Source organism: Lentzea sp. NPDC004789 (assembly GCF_053601075.1).
Map to the genome: position 1 here is coordinate 61,837 of NZ_JBSGBE010000003.1, position 22,641 is coordinate 84,477.

Sequence of the window (22,641 nt, forward strand, 5' to 3'; positions counted from 1 at the left end):
GTGGTCGGCGGCACACCTTCACCCGGCCTCCCCATCGGGTGAACGAGCTTGCCGCGGCGGCAGTGTTCGTAGACGAGATTTGTGGACAACGCGACGCGGCCGAGTGAGGTGCGGATCGTCAGGAGGTCATGCGAATCTCGCTGGGCGCGCGAATCGAGAACGAGCCGGTGAGCACCGGCTTTCAGCAGATCCTCGACGAGTTGCCTGACGCACGTTTGGCGTGCCTGCTCATCACCCTCGTCACAGCTGCGCCTGTACAGCCGCACCGAGACCTGCTCTTCCACCAGCCGGGACGCGATTGCTTTGCGGCGACTGGGGGGTTTCCTTCTTGCAATGCAGCTCCCGTTGTCCCGGCATCAGCAGACAGCGCAGAGCCTTGCGGAACTTGTGCAGCCGACCGGGCGGCACCAAGTCCAGCCGTTCGAGGCGTTACGCCGAAAGCGAGACCGGTAGCCATACCGGCCCGGCGGACGGATGCTGGGAATCATGAAGATCCTGGTGCTCGGCGGAACCGTGTTCCTCAGCAAGGCGATCACCGCGGAGGCGGTGCGCCGGGGCCACGAGGTGCTCTGCGGCGCCCGCGGTGCCTCGGGCGAGGTCCCCGAAGGTGCGCGGCTCATCTCGATCGACAGGAACAGGCCCGGCGCGTTCGACCAGCTGGCGGGCGAGCGGTTCGACGCCGTGATCGACGTGTCCAAGTACTCGGTGAACTGGGTGCGGGACGCGTTGGAGGCGTTCGGCGCGACGACGCCGCACTGGACGTTCGTGTCCAGCATCTCGGTCTACGCGGACCACGGCACGGGCAGTGACGAGCTGTTGCCGCCGCTCGAGGACGATCCGACGCAGGAGTTCACCCCCGAGCGGTACGGCAGCGTGAAGGTCGCGAGCGAGAACGCGGTCAGGGAAGCCGTCGCGGGGCGGGAGTTCATCGTCAGGGCCGGGCTGATCACCGGGCCGGACGACCCGAGCGACAGGTTCGGGTACTGGCCCGCGCGGATGGCTCAGGGTGGCAAGGTCGTCGTGCCGGACAGCCCCGACCTCGGGTTCCAGCACATCGACGTGCGGGACCTGGCGCAGTGGATCGTGTTCGCGGCCGAGGAGCGGGTCACCGGCACGTACGACTCGACCGGGCCGGTCATGCCGTTCCAGATGGCGATCGGGGAGATCGCCGGAGCCACGGCGGCGCCGGGGACGCAGATCGTCAGCGTGCCGGAGAGCGTGCTGCAGCAGCTGGAGATCAACCCGTGGGCCGGGCCGCGGTCGCTGCCGCTGTGGTTGCCGCAGGAGTGGGCCAAGATGGTCGGCCGCGACGTGAGCAACGCGCTGGCGAACGGGCTGCGGGTCAGGCCGCTCGCCGAGACCGCGCTCGACTCGCTGGAGTACGAGCGCGCCCTCGGGCTGGACCGGCCTCGCAAGGCCGGGCTCACGCGGGAAGAGGAGCGGGAAGTCCTCACCGCAGTGAGCTGATCTGCGCGTCGATGAGAAACCGGTCGCGTCGGGAGTCGCCGTCAACGAAGATCGAAGTCCCGGTTCGCGTCAGTCCGCCAAGAGCCGGTAATGGAGGAATTCGTGCGAGTAGTCCACTTCGGTCACGCCTGCGTGCTTCTGGACACCGGGACGACGCGCATCCTGATCGACCCCGGCACGTTCTCCGCCGGGTTCGAGGACGTGCGGGACCTGGACGCCGTGCTGATCACGCACCAGCACTACGACCACCTGGACGTCGACAAGCTGCCGGCCCTGCTCGAAGCCAACCCGCAGGCGCAGCTCATCGTCGACGAGGGATCGGCACCCAGCGTCGAGAAGCCGACCGTCGCGCAGCCCGGTGACGTCCTCAAGATCGGCGACACGACGGTCAAGGTCGTCGGCGGCAGGCACGCGATGATCCACGAGGACATCCCGATCGTGCCGAACACCGGCTACGTGGTCGGTGACGGCGCGTTCTACCACCCCGGCGACTCGCTGTTCGTACCGGACGAGGACGTCGACGTGCTCGGCCTGCCGGCCGGTGCGCCGTGGCTGCGGCTCGGCGAGGCCGTCGACTTCATGCGCGCGATCAAGCCGCGGGTGGCCGTGCCCATCCACGAGAAGCTGTTGTCGATGCCGCAGAACGCCTACGCGGTGTTCGAGATGCTCAAGCCGGAGGGCACCGAGATCAGGCCGCTGACGCCTGCCGAGGAGACGGCAGTCTGACGTAGGTGGTCGGCGCGGCGTCGTGGGCGAGTGCGATGTCCACGGCGTCGAGCACGGCCTGCCGCGCACCGGGGCGGTGCAGGTCACGGGCATCGACGGTGATCCTGGTCAGGCCACCGCGGCGCGCGGACCTGGCCGTCGCGTAGACCAGCGCGAGCGACCGCAGCTCACCGAAGCTGCTGCGTTCGGTCAGCGCGTGCAGGCGGCCGATGGTCGCGAGGCCCGTGCCGACCTCGCGGACGGCGTGGGCGTCGGCGCAGCGGTTGAAGCGGTGCTTGGCCAGCGCGATCAACGTGCCGGGCGACGCCACGCACCGCCGTGGCGCGAACGTGTCGGCGTTGAGCCCGATGGCTTCCATCTGCGCACGAGCGCCCGTGAGCAGCAGGCCCGCCTCGTGGGCAGGTAGCCGCCGCCGGCCGAGGCCGTGCAGCACGACGGCGTCGCCGGACGCGGCGCGCCGCCGCACCCATTCCTGCGCCTCGCCGAGCTCGCGGGGGACCACGAGCAGCGACAACGGCACCTTCCGCGGGTCGAGCGCCGCGGCGAGATCAGCGCATCGGTCGAGTGTCTGCGGACCGATGCCGGACAGTGAGACCACGAGCTGTGAGTGCACGCTCTGAGTGCGCCACGCCGTGGTGACATCCGCGTGAAACCAGAGCTAACTCACGCGAGCCAGTCGGCGAAAGACCGGCCGGTGAGCCGCTCGTACGCCTCCACGTACCTCTTCCGGGTGGCTTCGACGACGTCCGCGGGCAGCGGAGGCGGAGGCACGTCCGACTTCCGGTCCCAGCCGGACGCAGCGGACGTCAGCCAGTCGCGCACGTACTGCTTGTCGAACGACGGCTGCACGCGGCCCGGCTCGTAGCCCTCGGCCGGCCAGTAGCGCGACGAGTCCGGCGTGAACACCTCGTCCGCGAGGATCAGCTCGCCCGACGCGTCCAGCCCGAACTCGAACTTCGTGTCCGCCAGGATCAGGCCACGCGTCAACGCGTACGCGCGCGCCTCGCTGTACAGCTCGATCGTGCGGTCACGCAGCTTCGACGCCAGCTCGACGCCGTGCTTGGCCGCGATGACCTCGAACGACACGTTCTCGTCGTGCGCGCCGAGCTCGGCCTTCGACGCGGGCGTGAAGATCGGCGGATTCAGCTCGGAGGCCTCGACCAGCCCGGCCGGCAGCTCGATCCCGCACACCGCGCCCGTCGCGGTGTAGTCGGCCATGCCGGAACCGGTCAGGTACCCGCGCGCCACGCACTCGACGTCGACCATCCGCAGCTTGCGCACCAGCAGCGCACGGCCGCGGACCTCGGCGGGGATGCGCGGGTCGTCGTAGGCGACCAGGTGGTTCGGGGCGAGCCGCTCGAACCAGAACACGCTCATCGCGGTCAGCACCCGGCCCTTGTCCGGGATCTCGGTGCTCAGGACGTGGTCGTAGGCGGAGATCCGGTCGGACGCGACGAACAGCAGCAGCTCGTCGTCGACGTCGTAGAGTTCGCGAACCTTGCCGCGGGCGACGTGCTGGTAGTCAGCGAGCGTAGGCACGCTGGTCAGCGTACGTGCCGGGCTCCGGCAACCGGATGCACACCCCTTGCTCCACTTCAGCTCGAATTCGCCGGCGCCTACAGTGCACCCGTGTTCACCCGCAAGGCGTTATGGATCCCCGCTTTGGCCAGCGTGGGACTGCTCGTCGTGCTGGGCGTCGTGGGGTGGAGCATCGACTCCAGCCCCATCACGTCCCCCGCGACGAGCTCGCAGAACACGCCCCTGCCGCACTCGGTCAGCATCGTGCCGACCCCGGACGTCGCTGACATCTCGGTCAAGACCTCCGCCTCGACGACGGTCACGACGACCACCACCACCCGGCCGAAGCCGCCGCCCGCGCAGACACCACCGCCCGCGCAGCAGCCCACCACGCCGTCCACTCCGCCGCAGCAGGGCCTCCTGGTCAACGAGGGCGCGCGGTGCGATCCCGAGGGCGCGAGCGGTATCGGCCTGGTCGGCGAACCGCTGGTGTGCCAGAAGGACCCCCAGCGCGGCGACCGGCTGCGCTGGCACAAGGTCTAGGCGGCCCACTCCAGCACGTCGATCTTGTCGCCGACCGCGATCGTGCCGGTGCCGACGACGGCGGCCTTCATCCCGAAGGTCACGCCGCCGTCCGGGTCACGCCGGTAGCCGGCGAGCGTCCTGGTCGGTTCAGGACCGTCCTTCAGGCCCGACTCCTGGTCGACCATCGGCACGGCGCACCGGACGCAGTCCTTGGCGTAGCCCAGTTCCACGTCGCCGATCACCGCACGCCGCACCCGGTCCTCGGTGTGCGGTTCCGGCCACCCGGACACGACGATGTTGGGGCGGAAGCGGTTCATCGGCACCGGAGCACCGCCGCGCTCCAGGATCCGCTCGTTCAGTCCGTCCAACGAGGACAGCGAGATCATCAGCAGCGCGTGCGCGTCCGCGTACCCGACCAGGCCCGCCGTCCTGCCGCCCGACTCGCGGCGCAGGTCCGGCGGCGTCCGCGCGAGCCGAACGGACATCCCGAGCGCGTCGGAGAAGTACGCGGCGGCCGCGTCACCCTGGTCGATGCCGGTGCCCTGCCACTTGTGCACGACCACTGGAACCCGCGGCCCGTCCGCGACGACGGGGAACGACTCGCCGCCGATCGTCAGCGACGAGTCCACGAGCGACGGACGCAGCGCGGCCATCGCGGGCACCTTGCGCTGCGACAGGAACGTGCCGTCGGCGTCGACCAGCATCATCATCCGGTCGCCGCGCAACCCGGTGAGATCAACGGGCGACGAAGCGACCGAGCAGCCGCCGCAGCCCTTGATCGGATAGACGTGCAGACCCGAAACGATCACAGAATCGGCTCCGGCTCGTAGGCGGGGTACTTGTCGACGACCGCGGCGACCTGCTCGACCACGGACGCCACCTGCGCCGACGCCACGCCGGTGAACGACAGGCGGTCGGCCAGCAGCGCGTCCAGCGCGGCGCGGTCCAGCGGCAGGCGGGAGTCCGCGGCCAGCCGGTCCAGCAGGTCGTTCTGCGCGAGCCCCTCCTCGCGCATCGCCAGCGCGACGGCAACCGCGTTCTCCTTGATGGCCTCGTGCGCGGTCTCACGGCCGACGCCCGCGCGCACGGCCGCCATCAGCACCTTGGTCGTGCCGAGGAACGGCAGGTAGCGGTCCAGCTCACGCGCGACCACGGCCGGGTAGGCACCGAACTCGTCCAGCACCGTCAGGAACGTCTCCAGCAGCCCGTCGAACGCGAAGAACGCGTCCGGCAGCGCGACCCGGCGGACCACCGAGCACGACACGTCGCCCTCGTTCCACTGGTCGCCCGCGAGCTCGCCGACCATCGACAGGTAGCCGCGCAGGATCACCGCGAAGCCGTTCACGCGCTCGCACGAGCGGGTGTTCATCTTGTGCGGCATCGCGCTGGAACCGACCTGGCCTGGCTTGAAGCCCTCGGTCACGAGCTCGTGGCCGGCCATCAGGCGGATGGTCTTCGCCACCGACGACGGCGCCGCAGCGAGCTGCACGAGCGTGGACACCACGTCGAAGTCGAGCGAACGCGGGTAGACCTGACCGACCGACGTCAGCACGCGCTCGAACCCGAGGTGGCCGGCGACCGTGCGCTCCAGCTCCTCCAGCTTCTCGGGCGTCCCGAGCAGGTCGAGCATGTCCTGGGCGGTGCCGACCGGGCCCTTGATGCCGCGCAACGGGTAGCGCGCGATCAGCTCGTCCAGCCGCGAGAACGCCACCAGCAGCTCGTCCGCGCCGGTCGCGAACCGCTTGCCCAGCGTGGTGGCCTGCGCCGCCACGTTGTGCGAACGACCGGCCATGACCAGGTCGGAGTGCTCGGCCGCGAGCCGCGCCAGCCGGCCGAGCACCGCCGCGACCTTGGACCTGATGAGCTCCAGCGACCGCAGCACCTGCAGCTGCTCGACGTTCTCGGTCAGGTCGCGCGAGGTCATGCCCTTGTGGACCTGCTCGTGGCCCGCCAGCGCGTTGAACTCCTCGATGCGCGCCTTCACGTCGTGCCGCGTCACCCGCTCACGCGCGGCGATCGACTCCAGGTCGACCTGCTCCAGCACGCGCTCGTAGTCGGCGATCGCGGTCGCCGGCACGTCGATGCCCGCCGCCGCCTGCGCCCGCAGCACGGCGAGCCACAGCTGACGCTCCAGCACGATCTTGTGCTCGGCCGACCAGAGCGTCGCGAGCGACGTGGAGGCGTAGCGACCTGCGAGGACGTTGGCGATGCGCGGCTTGGTCACGCCGTAAGGCTAGTGCACCGCGGACTCACTCCCAGGTGATGGCGGGGTCGGCGACCAGCGCTGTGAGCACATCCACACCCACCGGGATCGTCTTGCGGAAGCCGGTGCCCGACATCGGGTTGTGCGCGTAGCTGGAGATGACGACCGCCCTGCTGCTGTCCGCGAGCCTGCGCATCGACACCGCCTTGACGATGTCCGGACCCTCCTGGAACTCCGCCTCGGTGACGACGGTGCCGTCCCGCTGCGGCACGTCCCGGCAGAAGATCGCACCGCTGCTGCACAGCTGGCTCTGGGAAACCGCCGAACCGGTGGTCACCAGCAGCGCCGTCGGTCCTATCGAGTCCTGGAAGTAGACGAACCCGTACAGGTCGGTCGAGTCCACGCTCTGCCGGATCTGCTGCAGCGGTGCCTCCGGCTTGAACCCGGTCCCCTTCCAGTTGAAGGACGCGTACACGTCCTTCATCTCCGGCCTGAGCTTCAGGAGCTTGGAGGTGAGCCCGTCACCGATCCTCTGCTCGCGTTCGTACGGCGACAGGGTCCGCGTCGACGACGGCGTGGTCGACTGCCCCGTGGCACCCAGCTGCGCGTCGCCGTCGCGCGGCAGCAGACCGGGCAGCGTGAGCGAGGTGACGACGATCATCGCCGTAGCCACGCCCACACCCACCAGCGCTCGTCGCCGACTTTTTTTCTGCTCTACCCGCCGGATCAGCTTGTCCGGGTCGAAGTCGAGCGGCGGCTCGTCCCAGACGGCCAGCAGCATTCCCTCACGGATCTCCTGCTCACTCACGACGCGACCCTCCCCGAACTGCTGTCGAGCTTCTCCACGATGGCGCGCAACGTCGCGAGGCCGCGCGCCGTCTGGCTTTTGACCGTTCCCTCGCTGCACCCCATGGCCACCGCCACCTCGGCGACCGAGAGGTCTTCGAAATAACGCAGGACGAGCACCGCTCGTTGCCTCGGCGGCACCTGCAGCAACGCGGTGTGCACCAGCTCACGCGCCCACAGCTTCGCGCTGGTGCTGTCGGGATCGACCGTCGCGTCCGCGGTGTCCGGCAGCTCCCCGTCGCACTGCTCGGCTCTGCGCCACGGCCTGCGCTTCTCGTCCAGCCAGGTGCGCAGCAGCACCTTGCGGGCGTACGCGATCAGGTTGTCGAGGTCCTTGATGCGCTTCCAGGCCATGTACATCTTCATCAGGCTGGACTGCATCAGGTCCTCTGCCGTGTGCCAGTCGCCACAGAACAGATAGGCAGTGCGTCGCAAAGACGCGGCATTGGCTGCCGCGAATTCGCGAAAGCCCTGCTCATCGGCCTTGCGCATGCGATCCCCTCTCGCGTCCTCACTGAGGGGAACGCATCAGGGGAACGGGGGGTTGCATCAAACCTGACGCGAAAGGGCCGTTCGGAGCATCCTCGCCGCCACACCGCGCGGGTCGGGCTTCAGCTCGATGAACGCGTTCACCATCGCACCGTCGACCAGCGCGATCAGCTCCTCGACCCGGTCGGAGGCGATGTCACGGCCGGAGCGGGCGAAGATGTCGGCGATCAGCGCGTGCAGTTCCGTGGACAGCACGCGCATCAACGGGCGCAGGTACGGACGGCGACCGGTCGCCACGAGGCGTTCGTAGCGCAGCAGCATCGTCTCGGTGTCGGCGTCGTCCTGGCCGACGAGCAGGTCGAGGACGAGGTCCACCAGCACGTTCTCGTCGGTCAGCTCGTGCGAGAGCTCGGCCAGGCGGGCGCGGCAGCTCGCCAGTTCGCCGCGGCCGTGGAACTCCACCGCCGCGGTGATCAGCTCGTCGAGCGAGTCGAAGTAGTAGGTGGTCGAGGCGAGCGGCAGACCTGCGCGTTCGGCGACCGCGCGGTGCCTGATCGCGTCGAAGCCGCCTTCCACGAGCAGTGCGGACGCGGCTTCGACGAGCGCCTGCCGCCTGCGCTCACCCTTGGGGGTTGCTGCCGTCATAGTCGCGCCAGGGTACTGGGCGTGGTGTCAGAACCTCGGCGCCAGTGCGTCCGCGATGGCCCTGACCTCGGGTTTCAGCTCGCCATCGCCCTGCGTGACGAGGTAGAGGTTCTGGCCGGCGGCCGTCTTCACCTTTTCCGTCCGCGCATCGGCCGGCACCTCGAACGCCTGCGGCGTCACGATCGCGGTGACCGTCAAGCCGTTGATCTTGAACGCGGCCGCGCGCGAGTCGGGGGAGCAGGTCATCGAGGGCGCCTGGGCCAGACCCGGTGAGACCGAAAGCTCGCCGGCGAGGGCGTCTGCGAGCTCTCGGTCCACCGCCGCGCAGCCCTGCACTGCGCGTGGGGCGCCGGTCGTGAAACCGGCGCTCCCCGGCGTTGACGCATCTCCCTGCGTGGAAGCGTCACCGGGGAAGTCCTTCGTCTGCGGCTGGGGGACCTGCAGCGGGGTCAGCAGTTCGGTCGGCGCCGAGTCCTCCTGCTGACCCGACCCCGCGTTGTTCATGGTGGTGGTCTTCTCCGTGCCGAACCAGCCGGCACCCGTCACGACACCGCCGAGGCCGAGCACCACGACCAGAGTAGTGCCGACGGCGATCGAGTTGCGCCTGCGGAGGGTGGCGCGTCGCGAAGCCGTTCGGACGTCACTCGCGTCGAAGGACGCCGGTGGCGCGTCGTGCGCGGCGTCGCGGAACAGGTCCGCGAGCTTCTGCTCGTCCATCTACGTCGTCCTCCTTCCGCTGGTGGTCACGACGCCGGTCGCAGGTCGTCGATGGCGTCACCGAGAGCTTCCCTCAGTGCGGTCAGTCCGCGGGCGGTCTGACTCTTCACAGTTCCTTCCGAGCACTTCAGCACCCCGGCCGTGGCCGTGACGTCGAGGCCTTCGAGGAACCTCAGCACGAGCACCGCCCGTTGCCGCGGCGGAACCCTTCGCAGGCCCTTCATCAACGCGTCGCGCGTCGCGACCGTCTCGCCGACCTCGGTGTCCGTCCTCGGCGGTTCCGGCAGCTCGTCGGTGAACTTCTCGCGCCGCCACGGACGACGCGACTCGTCGATCACCGCGCGCACCAGCGTGCGCCGCACGTAGGCGTCGAGAGCCTGCTTGTCCCGGATCTTCCGCCACCTCCTGTGCACCGCCACGAACGCCGTCTGCGCGAAGTCGTCAGCGCGGTGCCAGTCGCCGCACAGCAGGTATGCCGTTCGGCGCACGGCCTCACGGCGAGCCACGAAGTACTCCGCGAACTCCTGCTCGTCGCGCTGATCCACGCGGACTGCTCTCCGCTCGTTCCTCGAGTTGCACTGACGGGACGGAATCTGAGGCAACAACGGTTGCACGAACCCTCGGCGAGAGCTACATCACCCCCGCGGTCGTTCACCGGATGTGATGTGATCGGACGTGTGACCCCCATCGATCTGCGCTCCGACACCGTCACCCAGCCGGACGCGGAGATGCGCCGCGCGATGGCGGCGGCCGAGGTCGGCGACGACGTGCTGGACCACGACCCGACGATGGCCGCCCTGGAGGAGCGGGTGGCCGCGTTGCTCGGTGTCGAGGCCGCGCTCTGGGTTCCCTCCGGGTCGATGGGCAACCTCATCGCGTTGTTCCTGCACCTCAAACGGGGTGACCGCTTCCTGGCGCCGCTCGGCGCGCACGTGCTGGACGCCGAGCTCGGGACCGCCGCGTGGCTGGCCGGCGGCATGCCGCACGGGCTAGCGGTGCTGACGCCGGAGGCCGTGGTCGCCGCCGGTGGTGGTGAGTCGCCCTACTACGGGTTGAACACCACGTTGTTGTGCTTGGAGAACACGCACAACGCCTCCGGTGGCACGTTGACCGAGCCCGATGAGCACGCACTGCTGGTGTCCGCGGCACGGTCCGTCGGGCTGGCCGTGCACCTCGACGGCGCCCGGTTGTGGAACGCGTCGGTGGCGCTCGGCGTGCCACCCGCCGCGCTGACCGTGGGCGCGGACACCGTGCAGGTGTGCCTGTCGAAGGGGCTCGGGGCGCCGGTCGGGTCCGTCGTGGCCGGATCGGCCTCGTTCGTGGTCGAGGCGCGGCGCGTGCGGAAGATGCTCGGTGGCGGGGTGCGGCAGGGTGGCGTGCTCGCCGCCGCCGGTCTCGTCGCGCTCGACCGGATCGACCGGCTGGCCGCTGACCACGCCAACGCCTCCGCACTGGCGGCAGGCCTGCGTTCGCTGGGCTGGGACGTGCCGGAGCCCGCCACGAACATCGTCCTGGCGTCCGTGCCGGACCTGGACAAGACGCTGACGTCGTTGCGCGATGTCGGGGTTTTCGCCAGTCCGATGTCCGGCAAGGTTCGGTTCGTGACGCACGGCGACGTGGACTCGTCCGACATCGCCGAGGTGCTGCGCCGACTGCGAGAGGACGCCTGAGATGCGCTGGATCGTGTTCGACTTCGGCGAGGTCATCAGTCAGCGGAACCCGGCGATCCCCGCGATGGCCGCGCGGCTCGGGGTGTCGGTGGAGCGGTTCGAGGCGGCCTACTGGGACCGGGACGCCTACGACCGCGGCGGGTCGGACGCGGACTACTGGGCGTTGATCGGGTCCTCGCTCGGGTTGACGTTCGGCTCCGCCGAGGTGCGGGAGCTGACCGCGATGGACAACGCGGGCTGGCTGGACGAGCCGGTCGCGGAGACCGTTGCGCTCATCGACGACCTGGACGCGCTGGGCGTGCCGCTGGCGCTGCTGTCCAACGCGCCGACGACGTTCGCGCGGCTGGCCGAGAAGGTGCCGTGGGCCAAGCACTTCCGGCACCTGGTCTTCTCCGGCGACCTCAGGTGCGCGAAGCCGGACGCGGCGATCTGGAGGCACGTCGAGTCCGTGATCGGGTCGTCCGACGTGATCTTCTTCGACGACCGGCTCACCAACGTCGAGGGCGCGCTGGTCGCCGGCTGGGACGCGCGGCTGTGGACGTCAGCCGCTGCTGCGCGCGTTGAGCTCCGCGCGGAGTTCGGCGATCTCGGCGCGTAGGTTCCGCAGCTCCTGCGCGGCCTCGAGCTCCGCTTCCTCGACGCCGCGCAGCTTCTCCACGAGCCAGCTGGCGATCGTTCCGGTGATCACACCGAGCAGTGCGATGCCGCCGACCATGAGCAGTCCCGCGACCAGCCGTCCCTCCGCCGTGACGGGGAAGCGGTCGCCGTACCCGACCGTCGACATGGTGGTGAGCGTCCACCACAAAGCGTCGCCGAACGTGGTGATGCTCGCGTTGTCCGCGTGCCTTTCCGCGTCCAGCACGGCGAGGCTCGCGCAAAAAGCGACGATAATGGTCACTCCGGCGACATAAATGCTCACGCGCTGCCGGATCTTGTGCTGGAACTTCTTGTTGAGCAGCGTGATAACGGTGATCAGCCGGAGCACGCGCAGTTGACGCACCATCGGCAGGACGACCGCCGCAAGATCGAACAGGTGCGTTTTCAGGAAGTGGACCTTGTTCTGCGCAAGGGTCAGCCTGGCGCCGTAGTCGACCGCGAACACGGCCCAGACCAGCCACAACACGATCTCGAGAGTGACGTGCATGCTCCCGTGGTCGTCGAAAACCTGCCACGCGTACGCGACGAGGAACAGCACGGCGAGAGCCGTCAGCGGCCACTCGGCCTTTCGCTCCCACCGTTCCAGGCGGGCCTCGTTGGACTGCAACACCGCTTCATGGTGAGCGGTGCCCACCGTTCAGACCAGGGTCATCGCTTGGATTTGATCGCACCGTAAGCCGCGGTGCCCGCGAGGAGTAGTCCACCGATCACAGCGAGCCAGAAAAGGCCCTTCACCACGGCTCCCACGACCGCGAGCACGATCCAGATCGCCACCAGCCAGCCGATGATCGCCCACACGGTCGCCTCCCCCTTCACAGCCATGCCTTCAGACGTACCAACGCCTCCTCGACGTCGTTTGTTGCACCGGCGAACGACATCCGCACGAAGTGGTGCCCGTCGACCGGGTCGAAGTCGATGCCGGGGACGATCGCGACGCCGGTGTCGTCGAGGAACCTGCGGCAGAACGCCATCGAGTCATCGGTCAGGTGCCGCACGTCCGCGTAGACGTAGAACGCCCCGTCCGCCGGGGCGAGCTCGTCGATGCCGAGGTTCGTCAGGCCTTCGAGCAGGAGATCGCGGTTGGTCTTGTACCTCTTCAGGTGCTGTGCGGTTTCGGCGTAGGCGTCCGGGTGGAACGCCTCGACCGCGGCGTACTGCGCCAGTGCGGGCGGGCACAGCGTGAAGTTGCCGGTCAGGCAGTCGACCGCGCGACGGAGGCGTTCCGGCAGCAACATCCAGCCGAGCCGCCACCCGGTCATGGCGAAGGCCTTCGAGAACGAGTTGACGACGATCGCGTCCCTCGACGTCTCCCAGGCGCAGTGCAGCGGTTCGCCGTAGCTGATGCCGTGGTAGATCTCGTCGCTGACCAGCTGGACGCCCTTGTCCGCGCACCACCGCGCGATCGGGCCGACGTCCACGACGGTGCCGGTGGGGTTGGCCGGGCTCGCGACGATCACGCCCTTGAGGTCCTCGTCGAGCATCTCGACCGTGGGCTGGAACCGCGTCTGGGGCCCGCACGGCAGCTCGACGACCTCGCAGCCCAGCGCCTTGAGGATGTTGCGGTAGGCGGGATAGCCGGGCCGGGCCAGGGCGACGCGGTCACCGGCGTCGAACGCGGCCAGGAACGCCAGCGTGAACGCGCCGGACGACCCCGTCGTGACCACCACGTCGTCGGCGGTCACGTCGAGGTCGTACTCGCGCTGGTAGTGCCCCGCGATGGCGGTGCGCAGCTCGGGGATGCCGAGCTGCTCGGTGTAGCCCAGCGGGTGCTCGTTCAGAGCTTTCGCCGCGGCGTCGCGCACCGGTTTCGGCGCCGGGCTGGACGGCTGCCCGGCGGCCAGCGAGATCACGTCACCGTGCGTCCGCTGCCGTTGCGCGGCAGCGGAAAGCACGTCCATGACGTGGAAGGGCGGTACGTCGGCGCGGGCGGCCACGGTCAGCATGCCGCCAGGCTAACTCCCTGCTCAGTAGCCCTGGTAGCCACCGCCGTGGGCCATCGACTTGAGGCCTGGGTGCCCCTCGAAGCCGCCGTAGCGCGAGAACGTGTACCGGACGCCGGCGATGATGTTGTCGACCGGGTTCCAGATGTCGTCGTGGCCGGGCAGCTTGTGGGCGTTGAACGTCGAGTCGATGCACTGCATCAGACCCTTCGACGGGTGGCCCGCCTGGGCGTTCGAGTCCCAGAGGTTGATGGCGTGCGGGTTGCCGCTCGACTCCTTCTCGATGATCTTCCAGATCTCGTCGATGTTGTCGTCGGTGACCGGGATGCCGTTGGCCTGCAGGATCTTGATGGCCTCGCGGATCCACTCCTGGACGTTGCCGGGAGGCGGGCTGCCCGACGGCGGGCCACCGCTCGGGCCGAGGCCGCCACCGCCTCCTCCGCCGCCACCACCGCTCTCGGCACCGCCGCCGCCTCCACCACCGCCACCACCGTGGTGCTGGGGCGCGGGGGCCGACTGCTGCTGCTGGGGCTGCGGAGAGTCCGAAGAGGACTGCTTGGTGGTGTCGTCCGGCGGCGGGGTGGGCGCCCACTCGATCGGCTTGCCCGGTGCCGGGGTGAAGGACTGGGTGTTCGGGTCCTCAATGGACGAGAACTTCGGCGTGAGCGCGCCGGGCCGGCCCTTCAAGGTGCCGGCGGCGGCGTTCACCGCGTTCTCCGCCTGGGAGATCACGGGTTTCGCGTCGCTCGTCGCCTCGGCGCAGTAGCTGCGGATGACGCTGTCGACGTCCTCCTGCGGCTGGTTGTGCAGCTGCTGGCGGGTCTGCCGGGCACGGCTCAGCAGGTTCTCGCAGATGCTCGTCATCGAGGTCTTGGCGGACTCCAACGCGTTCGCGACCGCCTCCAGGTCGGCCGCGGCGCCGTTGAGGCCGTCCGCCATCGAGGTGCCGGCCTTCGTGACGTTGCCCATGTAGGCGACGAAACCGTCCGCCGACCTGCCCTCCCACGCCCCGTCGAGCTGGGTCACCGACTTCTGCAGGACGTTCGTCTGGTCACCGCACTTGCCGGCCGCCTGCTTCCAGCGGTTCGCGATGTCGCGCACGGCCTGCGGCTGCGCGGTCTCGATCTTGTCAGCGAGCGCGGCCAGCTCAGCCCCGCCGGGCAACGCCGCGACCTCGTCCATCGCGCTCACGTCACACCGCCTTCAGGGAGTTCTTGTTGGCCTGCTCGGTGTCCTCGACGTTGGTCTGGATCGCGTCGAGCGCGCTCTCGACCTTGCGCAGCACCTTCTCGGCCGCCTCGAACTCCTGCGCACCCGCCTGGTCCATGGCGGTCACGGCGCTTTGCACCGCACCGGAAGCACCGAGTTTTCCGAAAATGTCCGGATTGCCGTACTGATTGGAAAAGCCGTCACCGATCGCGCCGAATTGCCCGGCCTGGCTGCTCACGGTCGTGCGGCACTGTTCCATGGCTTCGGTGTTGAACTTGGCCACAGCCATGCGCACCTACCCCCTAAGTGTCTCCTCGCCGACCTTAGAACGAATTGCGTTGCACGGTCGGGTGATATCCGAGATTGAGACGCAGGGGCAGGCGCGAACGTTCCTCAGACCTCTTGCAGGAGCTCCCACACGGCCCCGGCGAGCCGATGGTTGTCCACGGGCGTGATGGTGCACCACTGCCGCCCGTCACTGCTCGGCTTGAGCTGCCGCAGGTACCGCCCGTTGTGCGTGTCGTGGAACGAGACGACCCGCTTGGCGCGCTGCCCGTTGCGCTGCACCCCGAACTGCCCGCGCGTCGACGTCCCGTCGAGCATCCCGGCGAGCTCCTGAGCGTCACCGAGCCGCATCCCCTGCCGCTCCAACGCCGTGATCAGCCGCTGAGCGTCCAGACCAACGTCCTTCGCCGCCCGGACGAGCTCGTCGTAGGGCAGGCTGATCGACCGCCCGAACCCGGCCGGCATCTCCCCGGCCACCGACACGGCCGCCTCGGCCAGCGCCGTGCCGCGCGCTTCGATCAACCACATCTCGTCGCGATCCTGCACCGCCAGGATCGCCTCGTCCCCGATGGCCGCCGCCAGCCCGCTGATCTGCCGGTCGGCCCAGATCCACAGGTCGATCGAGACGTTCGCGTTGGCCAGCAACGCGAACCCGTCCGCCAGCTCGGGCACGACCCGGCCGTTGTTCGCGAGACCTCTGGACTCCAACGACTCCCAGGCCCGCTTCACCACCTCGGCCTTCTCGGTGTGGGTGATGGACGGAATCCGCGTGTCCAGCGCAACGTGCGCGGCCGGGAGGCGCTGCGCCTCCCAGACCACGGCGAACTCCACTGTGGACAAAACCACAGAACCTGGTGAGCTCAAGGGATTACTGGTCCTTCGGTTCTTCGCCGATGACGGACTGCACCACCATGCGCTCGTCACCGAACACGTCATCGGAGTCAACGCCGTACTTGCGCACGTGCTCGCCGTCCTCCTCGCCCTCACCCTTGGCCGCACCGGCCGCAGGCGACATGAGCGACCCGGACCCCTTACCGCCGGCGCCACCCCGACCGGCAGCACCGCCCCGGTTGGCCGCCTCAGGCCCAACACCGGCCGCACCGCCAGGCGTCATCGTGCCGCCCTTGCCCGGCACACCACCCTTGCCGGCCGCGCCGCCCTTGCCCTCGCCGATCGTGCTCGGCGCACCCTTCGGTCCGTTGGGGGCGATGGGCGACTTCGGCGCCTGACTCGGACCGCGGCCACCACCCACGACCTGCGCACCCTTGGCGGTGCCGGCCGCGCCCGCCAGTCCGGTGGCGGCGGCACCTGCGGCGGCCAGGCCGATCGGGACCGGCGAGCCGAACGGCTTGGGCAGGCCTGGGCCGGTGGCGAGTGGGGTGGGCTGGGTGCCGGGGAGCACGCCCGTGGTGTTGCCGGGGATGCTCGGGGGTGGGCCCACCGGGACGCCCGGGGTGCCGGGCAGGCCCGGGGTGCCCGGGAAGCCGGGGGTGCCAGGGGTGCCGTGGATGCTCGGAGTGCCCGTCTGGGGCATGCCGACGGCCGGGCCCACCGGGGTGGGCGCGGCGGCGCTGGCCACGACGATGTCCGGCGGCGGGTTCGGCGTGCGGAACGAGTCGATCGCGCTCTGGCTGTTGGACACATAGCCGTTGAGGCTGTCGATGGCTTGCTGACGGGCTCGGTTCGTAGCTTCTACCTCGGCCGCGTGGTCCGTCTCGATGCCGATGAGGCTCGCGCCCTTGTCGATCCAGCTCTTCTCACTGTCGCCGCGAAGCGACTGGGATTCAGGCGAGCTGTTACGCGCAGCAGTGGTGCTCTCACTCTGCCGTGCGACGGCGTCCGAGTTCCCCTGCGTCGCTTCGCCTGCATCGCTGATGCCTTGCGCGGAGACTTTGGTTTTCTCCTGCCCCTTCTCGCCAGCCGCACCGCCCCAGTCGATGCCGAGGGCCTTCAGCTGGTTGCGCAGCTCGTTGTCCACGTCCTGCAAGGTGCTGGCGAGCCCGCGCAGGACGTCGGACGCTGCGGCGAACTTGCGGGCGAGATCACCGTTGCCAAGCTTCTGGACCTCTTCCGCCAGCTGCCCGTTGGACCAGCCGTCGAAGTTGAAGTCCGCAATTCGCTCGTTACCCGACATGCCCTCCCCCTCACTTCAAATTCTTGAGAGTGTCAACCGCGAGCGTGGCCGCCTTCTTCGCGTTGCCGCACAGCTGATCCTGAGTCTCGCTCTTCTGGGTGGTCGGTGAGTAGTTGACGTACAGCGCCTGGCCGTCAGAAACGTCCACCGCAATGGCGCAGTTAACGCCTTCGGTACCAGTCAACGTGATTTGGGCGGCCCCGAAGCCTCCGACGTCCACGAGCTTCGACGTGGTGTTGCCGCCACCATTGAGCCAAGAACGAATATCCCTGTTCGTCAGGCCGACAACCATGTAGGTGTACTTCAGACCGTTCTCGTAGAAGCAACCCGGTTGCTTGCCGAGATCCGACACCTCAACTTGATCTGATGTGGCCTGTGCGACTTTGATCTCTGACATCTGCGATGCCGTGAGCAGCTTGCACGGATCGACGCCGTTCAGCTTGAGGTTCGCAGGACGCTTCGGCACGTCGACATTGGACGTGGACGACTTCGACGTGGGAGAACCTCCCGACGTCGGGCTTGGTGTCCCGCCGACGCTGTTGCCGGTACACGCCGTGCCCGCAAGGAGCACCGACGCCACGGCCATGATTTTGAAGATCGCCCTGGTCACGCCACCGGTCCGAACGTCGTGGTGATTTCTTCCTCCGTGAAGCCGTACTGCTTCGCGGATTCTCTGAGCTGCTGCGACAATCCGTCCAAGCTTTCGATGTACTGCCTGATACGCCCCACGTAGGAATCATCGCCCATCGTGAGGCGGCGGTTCCACAGACCTGCGATGTTCGCGCTCACCACACCTGATGCCTCACCGTCGACGTCAACGTCAAGGTGGGCCTCAGCCTTCTTCAGGGCTCTGTTCAGCACGATGGCCTGGTCCTGGATGATCGTGCCCGCTTTGAGGACGTTGTCCTTGTTGACGTGGAAGCTCTGGGTCGACGGACCTGCCATGAGGCCGTCCAAGAAGTCCGATGCCGTGTGGAACGCGCTGACCGCGGCCCCGATCACACCCCCGGCCATACCCCCGACGGCACTGAGAGCGGCATCCGCCCCCGCGCTCTCGTGTGTCACGACGTCCTACCCCCGTACGGTTGGTAACGGTTCGGTCCCGCTTCGCAGGCTACCAACGCCTGCGTAAGACGTACCTGTGGTTGGACGAAGACCACCCCGTGTTGGTTCCGCGTCACTCTCAGTTCTGTTTCCGCTGGCGCAACCCGCTGATTCCGGTAGCTTCCGCGACTTGGGGGAGGAACGGACACGACCACTGGGGGGAACACGTGCACGGGCCACAGCAGCCGTATCCGTATCAGCAGCCTTATCCGTTTCAGCAGCAACCACCAAAGAAGAAGCGGACCGGATTGATCACCGCGGCCGTCGTCGGGGTGCTGGCGCTGCTGGGTGGCGGCGTCACCGCGGCTGTCGTGGTCACCAAGGGTGATGAGCCTGCGGCGAAGCAGGAGGCCGGCCCACCGGATGGCGACGTTCTCGAGGAGAGGACCACCACCGGGCCGGTCAGGTACGGGGACTTGGCCGTCGTCGATGCCTGCACGCTCATGTCGGCGTCGGTCCTGGAGGAGGCGGGCTTCGGCGACGTGGCGCACGACCTGCACATCCAGAAGTACGTCGAGAAGTCGGTTCCCGCGGCTGAGGCCACGGTGAAGGACGTGGACGACGGTATCTCGGTTTGCCGATATGACGGGGCGAAGGAGGGCCGGGCTCAGATGCTCGCGCTCACCGTGGAGCAGCGGCCGTTCAACGACCCGCTGCCCGCGTCGGTGGTCGGTGACGAGATCGAGATGACGGTGGGCGGACTCAAGGCCTTCGCCGCGAAGCGGGATGGCAGGAAGCCGGACGACTTCTTCACGCGCATCTACAGCGCGGATGGCCGAACCTCGGTGCACCTCAACGCCTCCCGCCTGGCGGATACCGAGGACTACCAGGCGGCGCACGCCAAGTTGCTGGAGAAGGTGGCGCTCAACCTCGCCATGGCGACCGGCTCGCAGACCAGGTACGCGTACACGGGGCGCTACCAGAACGTGCCGCCTGCGTGCGATGTCCTCACCGGCAAGTTGTTCGAGGAGCTCGCACAGGTCAAGGACTCGGGTGTGGTGGAGACCGAGATCGGCGAGAGCGAGCAGCGGCAGTCGTCGACGCCCAAGGAAACCAACGTGACGCAGTACTTCTACTTCACGAGTCAGACGTGCCACCGCCACTCGCCCGAGTCGCTCAAGCCAGGCCGCGGGGTCAGCCTGAAGATGCAGTTGAACGTCCATCGCGATGCCGACATGGCCAGGAACTACGAGCCCGAGTGCGACCCGGACTCGCCGTCGCGAAAGCTGCTCGGCAAGGCGAAGAACGCGCAGGAGAAGGTCGGTGACGGCGATGCCTGTGCGTTTCTCATCGGCAACTCGCTCGTCTTTTCCTACGTCGTCGGACGTGCCCAGGTCAGGCTCACGCCGTACGGCTCGTGGGCGCCGAACGATGTCGATCAGTTCGTAGCCAAGTTCACGCCGATCGCGCAGAAGACGGTCGACGAGGTTCGCAAGGCGATCGGATAGGGCACAGGAAGTCGGGTGCGCCGGCAACGAAGCCCATAGCGTTGTGGGCGTGCTGGAACGACTCAACGAAGCCATGGCCCGCATCGAGGCCGACCTCGACGGCGAGGTCGACGTCAAAGAGCTCGCACGTATCGCGGGCACCAGTGAGTACCACCTGCGCCGGTTGTTCAGTGCGCTCGCGGGCATGCCGCTCAGCGAGTACGTCAGGCGCAGGCGGCTCACGAGGGCGGGCGCTGAGGTCCTCAGTGGACAGGACTCGCTCCTCGACATCGCGGTGCGGTGGGGGTACGGGTCCAACGAGGCCTTCGCGCGGGCGTTCAGGGGCATGCACGGGGTTGGGCCGCAGGAGGCCCGCGCGAGCAGGAAAGCGTTGCGGTCACAGCAGATTCTCACGTTCAGGCTGGTTGTCGAAGGGAGTACGAGCATGGAGTACCGGATCGTGAACAAGGAGGCGTTCAAGGTGGTCGGGCTGGGGACGCGGGTGCCGTTGGTGCACCTGGGGATGAACCCCGCGATCGTCGAGTTCGTGAAGGGCATCGGCATGCCCACGCTGGAGCGGATCAAGGCGATGAGCGACGGGGATCCGGAAGGGATGCTGGCGCTCACGTACAACCAGGAGGGGGTCGAGGAAGGGGATCGGCTCGACTACTTCCAGGGGGTGGTGACGAGCCGGGATGCGCCTGAGGACTTGCAGACCGTCGAGGTGCCTGCGAGCACGTGGGCCGTGTTCACCACGCAGGGGCCTTATCCCGAGACGATTCAGCACATGTGGCGGGACGTTTACGCGCAGTGGTTCCCGTCCAACAGCTACCAGAGCGTTGAGGGGCCGTCGATGTTGCGCACGCGGATCGACGGCGATCAGGCCGAAGCGGAGTTGTGGATTCCCGTCACCAGCTGAGGGTCAGGCGTTCGATCACGTCCCGCAGTTCGAGCACGGACAGCCACGAGGGCGGAATGACGGCGACGCCGTCTCGGGCGCCCAGGATGTTGCCGCAGATCGAACCGGTCGAGTCCGAGTCGCCGGAGTGGTTCACGGCGGCCCGCAGAGCCGACTGGAAGTCCGGCGCCACCAGCGCGGCGTGCAGGCCGATGGCCAGGGCCTCTTCGCCCACCCAGCCGCCGCCCAGTTCGGACTCGATCTCCTCCGGGGTGAGCGGGCCGAGGCCCATCACCTTGTCCAGCAACGAGGTCTGCTCCTCGTGGCCGTCCCAGCGGATGAGTTCGGCACGGGCCGTGCTCACGGCGGACGGCAGGTCCGCGCCTTCGAGCAACTGCTGCACGATCACGGCCAGAACGCCTGCCGACAGGTAGCCGCTCGGGTGGTGGTGCGTCATCTGGGCGGTGCCGGCGGCGAGGGTGAAGACCTCGCGGACGTCGCTGGACCACACGGCGACAGGGGCGGCGCGCATCACGCCGCCGCAGCCCTTCGAGTTGTTCTTCTCGTTGTGCTTCAACGCGGTGATGCACGTGTGGCCCGGCGCCCGCCGTGAGTGCAGGCGCTGGTCCGCCATCAGCCAGCCGTCGGAGGCGACCGGTGGGCCGCCCTGCGTGTGCAGCCAGCGCGCGTAGGCGGCCCGCACGGTCAGCAACGGGTCGATGCCGTGCTGACGGGCCAGCAGCAGGCCCTCCAGCGTGAACAGCACCATCTGGGTGTCGTCGGTGATCTCCAGCGCGGGGAGGTCGACGACACCGTCAGGGCCGTGCTGGCGGCGGATCACGTCGATCGACGAGAACTCGACCGGTGCGCCGAGGCCGTCACCGACGGCCCCGCCCAGCAGGCAGCCCAGCAGGCTCACGGCACCGTGATCTTGCCGTCGATCGCCTTCGACGCGATGTCCGTGCGGTGGTGGGAGCCGGTGAGGTGGATGTCCGCGATGCGCTTGTAGGCGCGCTCGCGGGCCTTCGACAGCGACTTGCCGGTGCCGACGACCGACAGCACGCGGCCGCCCGCGGAGACCACGGCGCCGTCCTCGCGGCGGCGGGTGCCGGCGTGCAGCACGCCTTCCGCCTCGGCGCCGGTGATCACGTCGCCCGTGCGCGGACGGCCGGGGTAGCCCTCGGCGGCCACGACGACGGTCACCGCGTAGCCGTTCTCCCACTCCAGCGCCGGCAGCGACGCCAGCGAGCCCGTCGAAGCAGCCAGGAACAGCGACGAGATCGGCGACTTCAGCAGGGCGAGCACGGACTGCGTCTCCGGGTCGCCGAAGCGGCAGTTGAACTCGATCACCTGCACGCCGGTGGACGTCAGGGCCAGGCCCGCGTACAGCAGGCCGACGAACGGCGTCTCCCGCGCGCGCAGCTCGTCGACGACCGGCTGCACGCACCGCGAAACGATCTCGTCGACCAGGCCCTCGGGAGCCCACGGCAACGGTGCGTAAGCGCCCATGCCGCCCGTGTTCGGGCCGTGGTCCCCGTCACCCACGCGCTTGAAGTCCTGCGCAGGGATCAGCGGCACGACCGAGACACCGTCGGTGACGCAGAACAGCGACACCTCCGGACCGTCCAGGAAGGACTCCAGCAGCACCGGGTGGCCGCCGTCGAGCAACGTCATCGCGTGCGCGCGGGCCGCGGCCAGGTCGGACGTCACCACGACGCCCTTGCCGGCGGCGAGGCCGTCGTCCTTCACGACCCACGTCGGGCCGAACCGCCCGAGAGCGGCGTCCAGGCGGGCCGGGTTGTCCACGACCTCGCTGTGCGCGGTCGGCACGCCCGCCGCGGTCATGACGTCCTTCGCGAACGCCTTGGAGCCCTCGATCCGCGCGGCGGCGCGCGAAGGCCCGAAGCAGGGGATTCCGAGGGCTCGGACCGCGTCGGCGGCCCCGACGACCAGCGGTTGTTCGGGGCCGATGACGACGAGGTCGGCCTTCCACTCCTTCGCGAGGGTGGCCACGGCCGAGGCATCTGCGACGTCCACGCCGTAGATCTCGGCGTGCCCGGCGATGCCCGCGTTGCCCGGCGCGCACGCCAAAGCAGTCAGTTGCGGGTCGCGCGACAACGCGAGGACAAGGGCATGCTCACGGGCTCCAGACCCGATGACCAGGACGCGCACGATGCCCCA

27 protein-coding genes are annotated in these 22,641 nt (G+C 68.8%); 7 read left to right on the forward strand and 20 right to left on the reverse strand.

Annotated features, from left to right (window positions below; translation table 11 throughout):
- Nucleotides 1–486 precede the first annotated feature (486 nt).
- Entirely contained in the window at nucleotides 487–1,467 is a 981-nt protein-coding gene (locus tag ACWEIJ_RS07835; protein WP_449836411.1) for an NAD-dependent epimerase/dehydratase family protein, read from the forward strand.
- 102 nt (nucleotides 1,468–1,569) lie between these two features.
- Nucleotides 1,570–2,193: an MBL fold metallo-hydrolase gene (locus ACWEIJ_RS07840; RefSeq protein WP_449836412.1), complete on the forward strand. Its 624-nt coding sequence runs from the start codon at nucleotides 1,570–1,572 to the stop codon at nucleotides 2,191–2,193.
- Here the strand turns inward: ACWEIJ_RS07840 and ACWEIJ_RS07845 are convergent.
- Nucleotides 2,156–2,806 (reverse strand): DUF2334 domain-containing protein, encoded by a 651-nt coding sequence (locus ACWEIJ_RS07845; RefSeq protein WP_449836413.1) that lies wholly within the window; start codon nucleotides 2,804–2,806, stop codon nucleotides 2,156–2,158. The two genes, ACWEIJ_RS07840 and ACWEIJ_RS07845, sit on opposite strands and share 38 nt — an antisense overlap.
- Nucleotides 2,807–2,856: 50 nt before the next feature.
- On the reverse strand, nucleotides 2,857–3,732 hold the full coding sequence (locus tag ACWEIJ_RS07850; RefSeq protein WP_449836414.1) for a phosphoribosylaminoimidazolesuccinocarboxamide synthase: 876 nt from the start codon (nucleotides 3,730–3,732) through the stop codon (nucleotides 2,857–2,859).
- Nucleotides 3,733–3,855: 123 nt separating this feature from the next.
- On the opposite strand from ACWEIJ_RS07850, the gene ACWEIJ_RS07855 reads away from it, so the two are divergent.
- Nucleotides 3,856–4,254 carry a hypothetical protein gene (locus tag ACWEIJ_RS07855; protein WP_449836415.1) on the forward strand — a complete coding sequence of 133 codons (399 nt, stop codon included), beginning with the start codon at nucleotides 3,856–3,858 and terminating at the stop codon, nucleotides 4,252–4,254.
- On the opposite strand, the gene ACWEIJ_RS07860 is transcribed toward ACWEIJ_RS07855, so the two are convergent.
- From ACWEIJ_RS07860 to ACWEIJ_RS07890, 7 genes are read right to left on the reverse strand one after another with little or no spacing between them, the layout of a single operon-like run.
- The gene (locus ACWEIJ_RS07860) at nucleotides 4,251–5,045 is read right to left on the reverse strand and encodes an MOSC domain-containing protein (RefSeq protein ID WP_449836416.1); all 795 of its coding nucleotides are present in this window, start codon (nucleotides 5,043–5,045) and stop codon (nucleotides 4,251–4,253) included. The two genes, ACWEIJ_RS07855 and ACWEIJ_RS07860, sit on opposite strands and share 4 nt — an antisense overlap.
- Nucleotides 5,042–6,460: an adenylosuccinate lyase gene (purB, locus tag ACWEIJ_RS07865; protein ID WP_449836417.1), complete on the reverse strand. Its 1,419-nt coding sequence runs from the start codon at nucleotides 6,458–6,460 to the stop codon at nucleotides 5,042–5,044. Before purB ends, ACWEIJ_RS07860 begins: the two co-directional genes overlap by 4 nt.
- A 25-nt stretch (nucleotides 6,461–6,485) precedes the next feature.
- Complete coding sequence (locus ACWEIJ_RS07870; RefSeq protein ID WP_449836418.1) at nucleotides 6,486–7,247, reverse strand: hypothetical protein; 762 nt, start codon at nucleotides 7,245–7,247, stop codon at nucleotides 6,486–6,488.
- The gene (locus ACWEIJ_RS07875; protein ID WP_449836419.1) at nucleotides 7,244–7,777 is read right to left on the reverse strand and encodes a SigE family RNA polymerase sigma factor; all 534 of its coding nucleotides are present in this window, start codon (nucleotides 7,775–7,777) and stop codon (nucleotides 7,244–7,246) included. The genes ACWEIJ_RS07870 and ACWEIJ_RS07875 overlap by 4 nt, the downstream gene beginning before the upstream one ends.
- 57 nt (nucleotides 7,778–7,834) lie before the next feature.
- A complete protein-coding gene (locus ACWEIJ_RS07880) occupies nucleotides 7,835–8,419 on the reverse strand; it encodes a TetR/AcrR family transcriptional regulator (protein ID WP_449836420.1) in 585 nt (194 codons plus the stop codon).
- A gap of 27 nt (nucleotides 8,420–8,446) precedes the next feature.
- Entirely contained in the window at nucleotides 8,447–9,136 is a 690-nt protein-coding gene (locus ACWEIJ_RS07885; protein ID WP_449836421.1) for a hypothetical protein, read from the reverse strand.
- Between the two features lie 26 nt (nucleotides 9,137–9,162).
- Nucleotides 9,163–9,681, reverse strand: a complete 519-nt coding sequence (locus ACWEIJ_RS07890) for a SigE family RNA polymerase sigma factor (protein ID WP_449836422.1) — start codon at nucleotides 9,679–9,681, stop codon at nucleotides 9,163–9,165.
- 183 nt (nucleotides 9,682–9,864) lie between these two features.
- Between ACWEIJ_RS07890 and ACWEIJ_RS07895 the strand changes: the two genes are divergently transcribed.
- Both ACWEIJ_RS07895 and ACWEIJ_RS07900 read left to right on the forward strand, forming a co-directional pair.
- Nucleotides 9,865–10,806, forward strand: a complete 942-nt coding sequence (locus tag ACWEIJ_RS07895; RefSeq protein ID WP_449836852.1) for a threonine aldolase family protein — start codon at nucleotides 9,865–9,867, stop codon at nucleotides 10,804–10,806.
- A gap of 1 nt (nucleotide 10,807) precedes the next feature.
- On the forward strand, nucleotides 10,808–11,404 hold the full coding sequence (locus ACWEIJ_RS07900) for an HAD-IA family hydrolase (protein WP_449836423.1): 597 nt from the start codon (nucleotides 10,808–10,810) through the stop codon (nucleotides 11,402–11,404).
- On the opposite strand, the gene ACWEIJ_RS07905 is transcribed toward ACWEIJ_RS07900, so the two are convergent.
- The 9 genes from ACWEIJ_RS07905 to ACWEIJ_RS07945 all read right to left on the reverse strand — a co-directional run bounded on the left by ACWEIJ_RS07905 (nucleotide 11,348) and on the right by ACWEIJ_RS07945 (nucleotide 17,988).
- Nucleotides 11,348–12,073 carry a potassium channel family protein gene (locus ACWEIJ_RS07905; protein WP_449836424.1) on the reverse strand — a complete coding sequence of 242 codons (726 nt, stop codon included), beginning with the start codon at nucleotides 12,071–12,073 and terminating at the stop codon, nucleotides 11,348–11,350. The two genes, ACWEIJ_RS07900 and ACWEIJ_RS07905, sit on opposite strands and share 57 nt — an antisense overlap.
- Nucleotides 12,074–12,111: 38 nt before the next feature.
- On the reverse strand, nucleotides 12,112–12,285 hold the full coding sequence (locus ACWEIJ_RS07910) for a hypothetical protein (RefSeq protein WP_449836425.1): 174 nt from the start codon (nucleotides 12,283–12,285) through the stop codon (nucleotides 12,112–12,114).
- Nucleotides 12,276–13,406, reverse strand: a complete 1,131-nt coding sequence (locus ACWEIJ_RS07915; protein WP_449836426.1) for a pyridoxal phosphate-dependent aminotransferase — start codon at nucleotides 13,404–13,406, stop codon at nucleotides 12,276–12,278. The genes ACWEIJ_RS07910 and ACWEIJ_RS07915 overlap by 10 nt, the downstream gene beginning before the upstream one ends.
- A gap of 21 nt (nucleotides 13,407–13,427) precedes the next feature.
- On the reverse strand, nucleotides 13,428–14,594 hold the full coding sequence (locus ACWEIJ_RS07920; protein WP_449836427.1) for a transglycosylase SLT domain-containing protein: 1,167 nt from the start codon (nucleotides 14,592–14,594) through the stop codon (nucleotides 13,428–13,430).
- Nucleotide 14,595: 1 nt separating this feature from the next.
- A complete protein-coding gene (locus tag ACWEIJ_RS07925; RefSeq protein WP_449836428.1) occupies nucleotides 14,596–14,901 on the reverse strand; it encodes a hypothetical protein in 306 nt (101 codons plus the stop codon).
- 104 nt (nucleotides 14,902–15,005) lie between these two features.
- Nucleotides 15,006–15,743 (reverse strand): ESX secretion-associated protein EspG, encoded by a 738-nt coding sequence (locus tag ACWEIJ_RS07930; protein ID WP_449836429.1) that lies wholly within the window; start codon nucleotides 15,741–15,743, stop codon nucleotides 15,006–15,008.
- A gap of 22 nt (nucleotides 15,744–15,765) precedes the next feature.
- The gene (locus tag ACWEIJ_RS07935; RefSeq protein ID WP_449836430.1) at nucleotides 15,766–17,031 is read right to left on the reverse strand and encodes a hypothetical protein; all 1,266 of its coding nucleotides are present in this window, start codon (nucleotides 17,029–17,031) and stop codon (nucleotides 15,766–15,768) included.
- A 10-nt stretch (nucleotides 17,032–17,041) separates the two neighbouring features.
- On the reverse strand, nucleotides 17,042–17,641 hold the full coding sequence (locus tag ACWEIJ_RS07940; RefSeq protein ID WP_449836431.1) for a DUF3558 domain-containing protein: 600 nt from the start codon (nucleotides 17,639–17,641) through the stop codon (nucleotides 17,042–17,044).
- A complete protein-coding gene (locus tag ACWEIJ_RS07945) occupies nucleotides 17,638–17,988 on the reverse strand; it encodes a hypothetical protein (protein WP_449836432.1) in 351 nt (116 codons plus the stop codon). Before ACWEIJ_RS07945 ends, ACWEIJ_RS07940 begins: the two co-directional genes overlap by 4 nt.
- 188 nt (nucleotides 17,989–18,176) lie before the next feature.
- On the opposite strand from ACWEIJ_RS07945, the gene ACWEIJ_RS07950 reads away from it, so the two are divergent.
- Both ACWEIJ_RS07950 and ACWEIJ_RS07955 read left to right on the forward strand, forming a co-directional pair.
- On the forward strand, nucleotides 18,177–19,583 hold the full coding sequence (locus ACWEIJ_RS07950) for a hypothetical protein (RefSeq protein WP_449836433.1): 1,407 nt from the start codon (nucleotides 18,177–18,179) through the stop codon (nucleotides 19,581–19,583).
- Nucleotides 19,584–19,632: 49 nt separating this feature from the next.
- Nucleotides 19,633–20,481: an AraC family transcriptional regulator gene (locus ACWEIJ_RS07955; protein ID WP_449836434.1), complete on the forward strand. Its 849-nt coding sequence runs from the start codon at nucleotides 19,633–19,635 to the stop codon at nucleotides 20,479–20,481.
- Here the strand turns inward: ACWEIJ_RS07955 and ACWEIJ_RS07960 are convergent.
- Both ACWEIJ_RS07960 and purD read right to left on the reverse strand, forming a co-directional pair.
- Complete coding sequence (locus ACWEIJ_RS07960) at nucleotides 20,471–21,379, reverse strand: ADP-ribosylglycohydrolase family protein (RefSeq protein ID WP_449836435.1); 909 nt, start codon at nucleotides 21,377–21,379, stop codon at nucleotides 20,471–20,473. The genes ACWEIJ_RS07955 and ACWEIJ_RS07960 overlap by 11 nt on opposite strands.
- Nucleotides 21,376–22,632, reverse strand: coding sequence for a phosphoribosylamine--glycine ligase (gene purD / locus ACWEIJ_RS07965; RefSeq protein WP_449836436.1), 1,257 nt, complete (start codon nucleotides 22,630–22,632; stop codon nucleotides 21,376–21,378). The genes ACWEIJ_RS07960 and purD overlap by 4 nt, the downstream gene beginning before the upstream one ends.
- Nucleotides 22,633–22,641: the final 9 nt, after the last annotated feature.

Coding starts and splice junctions, on each gene's coding strand:
- ACWEIJ_RS07895 (WP_449836852.1), top strand. CDS start 9,865: ATGCGCCGCGCGATGGCGGCGGCCGAGGTCGGCGACGACGTGCTGGAC.
- ACWEIJ_RS07885 (WP_449836421.1), bottom strand. CDS start 9,136: ATGGACGAGCAGAAGCTCGCGGACCTGTTCCGCGACGCCGCGCACGAC.
- ACWEIJ_RS07925 (WP_449836428.1), bottom strand. CDS start 14,901: ATGGCTGTGGCCAAGTTCAACACCGAAGCCATGGAACAGTGCCGCACG.
- ACWEIJ_RS07875 (WP_449836419.1), bottom strand. CDS start 7,777: ATGCGCAAGGCCGATGAGCAGGGCTTTCGCGAATTCGCGGCAGCCAAT.
- ACWEIJ_RS07880 (WP_449836420.1), bottom strand. CDS start 8,419: ATGACGGCAGCAACCCCCAAGGGTGAGCGCAGGCGGCAGGCGCTCGTC.
- ACWEIJ_RS07915 (WP_449836426.1), bottom strand. CDS start 13,406: ATGCTGACCGTGGCCGCCCGCGCCGACGTACCGCCCTTCCACGTCATG.
- ACWEIJ_RS07935 (WP_449836430.1), bottom strand. CDS start 17,031: ATGTCGGGTAACGAGCGAATTGCGGACTTCAACTTCGACGGCTGGTCC.
- ACWEIJ_RS07835 (WP_449836411.1), top strand. CDS start 487: ATGAAGATCCTGGTGCTCGGCGGAACCGTGTTCCTCAGCAAGGCGATC.
- ACWEIJ_RS07910 (WP_449836425.1), bottom strand. CDS start 12,285: ATGGCTGTGAAGGGGGAGGCGACCGTGTGGGCGATCATCGGCTGGCTG.
- ACWEIJ_RS07900 (WP_449836423.1), top strand. CDS start 10,808: ATGCGCTGGATCGTGTTCGACTTCGGCGAGGTCATCAGTCAGCGGAAC.